Annotated in this window: 7 protein-coding genes; all 7 read right to left on the bottom strand. The window is 66.2% G+C overall.

What is annotated here, in order from left to right; genetic code table 11:
- Nucleotides 1-1,075: glycosyltransferase family 2 protein (locus ACP15N_RS19050; RefSeq protein WP_425093909.1), on the bottom strand; the 1,075-nt coding region annotated here is incomplete at its 3' end.
- Nucleotides 1,076-1,178: 103 nt separating this feature from the next.
- The gene (locus ACP15N_RS19045; protein ID WP_425093908.1) at nt 1,179-1,787 is read right to left on the bottom strand and encodes a sugar transferase; all 609 of its coding nucleotides are present in this window, start codon (nt 1,785-1,787) and stop codon (nt 1,179-1,181) included.
- Nucleotides 1,784-2,644 (bottom strand): NAD-dependent epimerase/dehydratase family protein, encoded by an 861-nt coding sequence (locus tag ACP15N_RS19040; RefSeq protein WP_425093907.1) that lies wholly within the window; start codon nt 2,642-2,644, stop codon nt 1,784-1,786. Before ACP15N_RS19040 ends, ACP15N_RS19045 begins: the two co-directional genes overlap by 4 nt.
- A complete protein-coding gene (locus ACP15N_RS19035; protein WP_425093906.1) occupies nt 2,641-3,771 on the bottom strand; it encodes a glycosyltransferase family protein in 1,131 nt (376 codons plus the stop codon). Before ACP15N_RS19035 ends, ACP15N_RS19040 begins: the two co-directional genes overlap by 4 nt.
- Nucleotides 3,772-3,808: 37 nt before the next feature.
- Nucleotides 3,809-4,675 (bottom strand): glucose-1-phosphate thymidylyltransferase RfbA, encoded by an 867-nt coding sequence (gene rfbA, locus ACP15N_RS19030; protein ID WP_425093905.1) that lies wholly within the window; start codon nt 4,673-4,675, stop codon nt 3,809-3,811.
- Nucleotides 4,676-4,697: 22 nt separating this feature from the next.
- Nucleotides 4,698-5,444 (bottom strand): sulfotransferase family 2 domain-containing protein, encoded by a 747-nt coding sequence (locus tag ACP15N_RS19025; protein WP_425093904.1) that lies wholly within the window; start codon nt 5,442-5,444, stop codon nt 4,698-4,700.
- A 3-nt stretch (nt 5,445-5,447) separates the two neighbouring features.
- Nucleotides 5,448-6,323, bottom strand: a complete 876-nt coding sequence (rfbD, locus tag ACP15N_RS19020; protein WP_425093903.1) for a dTDP-4-dehydrorhamnose reductase — start codon at nt 6,321-6,323, stop codon at nt 5,448-5,450.

The following is a 6,323-nucleotide window of genomic DNA, read 5'->3' as shown; positions in this document are numbered from 1 at the left end:
GGGCTTCGGGATGGAACTTGCGCGCGAGGGCGGCCAGATGATCCCCCTCCCCCGCCCGCAGCGCCCGTCGCTTGCAGATCAGCGGCGCCGAGAAAATCTCGGCATCGTTCGACATCGGCGTGACACTGGCCACATCCTCATGTGCGAAGATCGGGCGGATCAGGCGGCTGGCCCATCCGTCAGGCACCAGAGCGTCCGAATTCAGCAAAACAACCGTGTCGCCCCGCGCCAGCGCCACCTCAAACCCGCGATTGACCGACCCGATGAAGCCCAGATTGGCCTCGTTCTCAATCAGGGTGACGCAGTCGGCCTGCAAGGCATTCTGCATCTTTGCCCAGTCTCGCAGCCACGGGCGCACGCGCGGGTCGCTGGAGCCGTCTTCGACCAGCACGAGATGCCAGGGCGTGTCGGTATGGCGGGCCACGCGGGACAACGCCTCCTGCGTGACGTCAAAGGCGTTGTAGACCGGCATGACAATGGTGATGCGCCGGTCGGTCGGATAGGTCAGCACCTCCTGCGGGTCAAAGGTAAAAAGCCGCGTTTCCAGCGGACCGGCCCTTGGCACATCCTCCAGCCCCAGGGCCCGCTTGATACGGGCGCGGTAGGCCGCGGACCGAAACATACCGTACCCCAGAACCGCGGGGGCGCAGCGCATCACGTCGCCCAGAAACCGCGCGGCCAGGCGCACCCGCGCCGTCCTGTGCGCGCGCACGACAGAGGGCAGCACAACCGCCCGCTCCTGTCCTGCCACCTGAATATGCAGGGTCAGGGGGTCGGCCCCCAGCGGGGCCTCCAGAACGAAGCCGGTCTCGCGAGTGGTTCCGAGCGCCTGCGCCACATCCGCCCGTGGCAGGTGCGGGCGGGCGCTGGTTTCGCCCCCGTCCCAGCGCAGCGTGACATGATCCGCAAGGCTCCAGCCCACCACGCGCAAGCAGGTCCCGCGCCCTTCGACCCGGTCGACAAACCCTTGCCGAGAGCCGGTCTTGCCCCCCCCTGGGAGGGCACATCCGCCTGCGTCGAACGCCAGATGATGATCACAATACCGCTGGAATAGTCTTCGCACACGACGCAACACGCTGAGCCCCTCTTACAGCACCTACTCTGCCTGCGCGGACTGACCCCTCAGCCTGCACCTGCATAACCCCATGTGCCGGAGCCGGACGTGATCTGCTGTTTGCCTACGGTCCGAATACCTTTCGGACCGTCCGCCCCAGGATCCACAGATCCATGCAGATCGTGCGATGGCGGGCATATATCAGATCGAGCCGGGCCTTGCGCGGCACACATCTACGGGCATAAACGGCATCGGTTTCCGTGGCATTAACGGTGCCGGACAAAAGGCGCTCCTCATGGGCGTGATAGACCAGCGTCGCCAGCCCGGTGACCCCGGGACGGCTGCGCAGAACCTGCGCATAGAGGTCGGGAAACCGCGCCACGTAAAGCCGCAGGGGCGGGCGCGGACCGACAAAGCTCATCTCGCCGCGCAGGATGTTCCAAAGCTGCGGCAGCTCATCGAGCCGCGTGCGCCGCAGGACCCGCCCCTGCGGGGTGATGCGGGCCGTCTTGTCCGCCCCTGTGACACCGCCGTCTTGTATGGCATGTGCCATGGTCCGAAACTTCCACAAGGTGAAGGGCCGCCCCCCCTGCCCCATGCGCTCAGAGGCATGAAGAACCGGTCCGCCCTGGGTCAGCCACACCCACAGGGCAAGACCTGCAATCAGCGGGGACAACAGCACGGCAAGCGCCAGCGCCCCGATCAGATCGCACAGGCGTTTGGCAAGGGTCATGCACGACCCTCCCGCAGACGGGCGCGATCGGCCCGCCAGTCCGCCACGATTGCGGCAGCGGTGCCCAGTTCGTCCGGCAAGGGCAGCAGGGCCGCCAGAGCCGCGGTATCGAGCGTGATGGCGGACACGGCCTCAGGCGGGGCCGTCTGCAATGTGAACCCCAGACGCGCCGCCTTCAGAAGGGCGGCCATCTCCACCCCGGGTCCCGGCGCCGACAGGTTCAGGACAGGGGGCAGCACCTGCCCGGAGGCAGCCTGGCCAATCAGGAAAAACAGGCTCTCTGCAAGGGTTTTGGGACCGATATAGGACCGGTATGGTGTGGACCCGTCTGCAAACCGATCCAGCCGGATCGACAGCCCTGGACGCGCTTGCCCCAACAGGGCATCCGCCCCGGCAACATTGCCAAGCCGCAGCACTGTCACGCCAGGACGGCCGATCAGATCGTCTTCGGCCCGCAGTTTTGCGCGCCCATAGGCGGAAACCGGGGTCCGTGGCGCGTCTTCGCGCGCATTCCTCCGGGGCCCGTAGACCGCCGCCGAGGACATCCAGAGCAGCGGCTTGCCACGGGCCGCATGCGCCACTGCACGGGCCAGGTCGGGAATGGCTTCAAAGCCTGCCACGGCCCGGGCGGGATTGTTGGTGGGCCCGCTGAGATCAAGGATGACATCCACCTGCGCACAGGCCGCCGCCAAGGCCGCCGGATCGGTCCGCGTATCGACCTGCACCCAGTCGGGCCCGCCCGGACCCCGCCCCTGCCGCGCGCCCCAGATGACATCCGCCCCACCCGGATGCCAGCGGCGCATCATGCCCGCAATCCGGCTCGTGCCACCGAGGACCAGAACCCGGGGACGGGTCATGCAGGCCGGGCGGCGGACTTCCTGGCCTCCAGGATCGCGCGGCACAGCCTGTCGAGCTGCTCTGCTGCAACCTCGGTGGTCAGGTGCTTGCGAAAATCCGCATGCGCGGCCTGGACCATGGCGTTGCGCAAGGCGGGATCGTCCAGCAGGGCGATGGTTTTCTCGGCCCAGACCTCCGGATCGTTGGACACGATGCCGGTCTCGGGCCGGAAGAACGCGCCGTGGTCCACCTCGTCCGAGGCGATGACCGGCACGCCTGCGGACAGATAGGCGAGGATCTTGCCGAAGGATTTTCCCTTGCTGAACGCGTTCGATGGAATGATCGCCGACAGCCCCACGGCGGTCTCCTGCAGGGAGGCGATGAAATCGGCATACCCGTCCATGAAGGGTTTCAGCTCCACATCGACCCCCGCGGCGCGCAGGCGCTGGACAAGCGGATGGTCCGCATCCTCGGGACCACAGCCGTACAGCCGGAACTTCACGCCGGGGCGTGCGGCCGCGACCCGCTCCATCACATCCGTCACGAAGGCAAATTCCAGCTTGTAACGGGTCGGCGCGCTCTGGGCCCATGTCACCACGCCCTCGCGCTGCGTGTGATCGGTCCAATCAGGCTCTATATCAGGGGATCCGGTCCATATGATGGTGGTGTTGGGGTTCAGCGCCTCGCACCAGTTGGCGATATACCGGCTGCCTGCAGCGACCCCGTCCGCCCGGGTGACATCGGCGCGAATTTCCTCCTCCAGAGCGGGGTTGTGGAAATCGGCGTCATCCAGATCGTAGACATACGGAATCCCCTCCAGCAAATGGCGGGAATTGGCAGGCAGGCGGGAGCCCAGCAGAACCGCCATATCCGGACGGAAAAAGCGCAGGATGCGGCGGCGCTGGCCCGGGTCCAACTGCTTGGGCAGCACGATCGGGTTCCAGCCCATGGTCTGGAACGCCTCCGCCATGTTGTAGCCCCGCAGGAGGCTCGACATGGTGCGCACGTCCGATGGCAGGAACACGATGCGCGGCGTGCTGGCGGGCACAGCCATCCGGGGGTAAAGCGCCGCTTCGCGCAGCCTGTGCATGACATACCGGCCGACCGCGCGCAGCGGGCTGGTCTGGGTCTGGGCGTCCTGCGGCATGGTCCGGCGGTCCTCGTGTCGATAGGTCGTTTCAGGTCTAGTCCAGCAGGCCCAGCAAATAGCTGCCATATTTATTTTTCTTGAATTTCGTCGCGCGATCACGCAGGGCGTCCGCACTGATCCAGCCCTGCTGGTAGGCAATCTCATCGGGGCTGCCCGATTGCAGGCCCTGCCGCATCTCAAGCGTGCGCACGAAATTGCCCGCATCCAGCAGGCTGGCATGGGTGCCGGTGTCAAGCCACGCATACCCCCGCCCCATGCGCTGAACCTGCAGCGCCTTGTCGGCCAGATACATCTCCAGAAGCGTCGTAATCTCCAACTCGCCCCGGTCCGACGGCGTGACCTGCCGCGCGCGCTCAGATGCGGTGCCGTCCAGGAAATAAAGCCCGGTCACGGCATAGTTCGACGGCGGCACGTCGGGCTTTTCGATGATCGACTGCACATTGCCATCGCCGTCAAAAGCCACCACACCGTAGCGTTCGGGGTCGGAGACATGGTAGCCGAACACGGTGCCGCCCTGCTCGGGCACCTCGGCCATCAGATCCGGCAGACCGTGGCCGAAAAAGATGTTGTCGCCCAACACCATGGCCGAGGGCGCGCCATCCAGAAAATCCTCTGCCAGAATATAGGCCTGGGCGAGGCCATCGGGGCTGGGCTGGATGATCCAGGTGAAGCTGACCCCCCACTGGCTGCCATCGCCGAGGGTGCGCTGGAACTGGGCCTGGTCTTCGGGCGTGGTGATGATCGCGATCTCGCGGATCCCCGCCAGCATCAGCACGCTGAGCGGATAGTAGATCATCGGCTTGTCGTAGATCGGCAAGAGCTGCTTCGACACGCCGATGGTGATCGGATAGAGGCGCGTGCCTGAGCCGCCTGCCAGAACGATACCTTTGCGTTGGGTCATAACGGGGTCCTTTTGAAAATGGTCAGATCCGGTCTGCCTGATAGGCCCGGACAAGCCAGGGCGCACTGAAGGAAACAAGACCGGAGGAAACTTGCGACACCCACCCGGCAGGCGCGGCGGACAGGTCAGGGTCCGGATAGCCGAACCGGGTATAATCCACCGCGTAGAAGCCTTTGATCAGCCGCAGGTCGTATCGGCTGGGAACAATCGGTCTGGACTGGCCTGTCGGCGCTTTCTGGCTGTGATGCATGTCCAGCCCGACCGCAGGCGGGCCGCAGTGCTCCGCAATCCAGCCCGGAAGCGTATCGAGCCCTTCTTCGAGGCGGAACACCCTGGCCTCAGGCGGCAGGAAATCCGCCTGAGGGCGGATGTGGTTGTCACAGATATACGGATCGATACGCGCCGCGCGCAGCAGGGCGGCCAACCACACCGAAAACCCCATGCGGGTCAGCCAGCGCAGTTGCGGCCGAAACCGGACCTGAAACCGGTATTCGCTGATGATGCGGGCCACCGGGTCGCGCACGATGCCAAAAACAGTGTCGGGCGCGCGCGGCAGCAGGGTCAGCGCATCCGCCCACACAAGGTGCTGGTCCGAGCACCGAAACCGGGCCCCGGCCCGTTCGCCCTGCAAGCGCGCCTCGTGCCAGCCCCGGTCGATCAGCTCCAGAGGACCGTAATTGCCGATTATATACTCTTCAACAGAGGTTCCGCCCGTTTTGGGCACATGGGCGAAGTACAAAAGCCCCGCTTGTGTGGACAGCACCGGCATCGCTCAGCGCCCCCCCACGGCACCGAGATCCCGCAGGATCGCGCGCAAGCTGTCACGCCAGTCCGGGCGGGCAACCCCGAAGGTCTCTGTCAGGCTGGTGCAGTCCATGCGCGAGTTATGGGGCCGGGCTGCGGGCGTGGGATAGGCGGAGCTGGGGATATCCGTCACCGCGCAGGTCAACCCGGCCTGCGCAAAGATCTCGCGCGCGAAATCGGCCCAGCTGACATCCGGAGCCCCCGCGAAATGATAGGTGCCGGCCTTGTCCGGGTCTGTGGCCAGCTGCGCTGCCATGCTCAGACACGCCGCCGCGATATCGCCCGCTGCGGTCGGCCCGCCGATCTGGTCGGCCACGATCGTCAGGCTGTCGCGCTCCGCCCCCAGCCGCAGCATGGTTTTCACGAAGTTTGCGCCATGGGCCGACACGACCCAGGAGGTGCGCAGGATCGCATATGCCCCCCCTGCCGCGCGAACGCCGTCCTCCCCCACCTGTTTGGACCGCCCATAGGCCCCCAGCGGCCCTGTGGGCGCGTCAGGGCGCCAGGGGGTGGTGCCGGAGCCGTCGAACACGTAATCGGTGGAGATATGGACAAACGGCACGCCCAGGGCCGCGCAGGCCTGTGCCATGGCCGCAGGGGCCGCGCCGTTGATGGTGGTTGCCAGGGCTTCGTCGTCCTCGGCGTTGTCCACGGCAGTGTAGGCCGCAGCATTGATCACCGCCGCAGGGGACGCATCGCGGATGGCCGCCGCACAGGCCGCAGGGTCCGACAGGTCTGCGGCGTCGCGCCCCAGATACGTGGCCTGCGGAGCCCGGGCCGCCAGTTCGCGGGCCACCTGTCCGGTCTGACCGAACACCAGCAGGGAGGATGCCTCAAAACTCAT

Origin of the sequence: Tropicimonas sp. S265A, assembly GCF_049800835.1 — a bacterium.
Taxonomy (GTDB): Bacteria; Pseudomonadota; Alphaproteobacteria; order Rhodobacterales; family Rhodobacteraceae; genus Dinoroseobacter.
The sequence above is the reverse complement of the archived record's forward strand: the minus strand, read 5'-3'. Positions and strand labels throughout refer to the sequence as shown.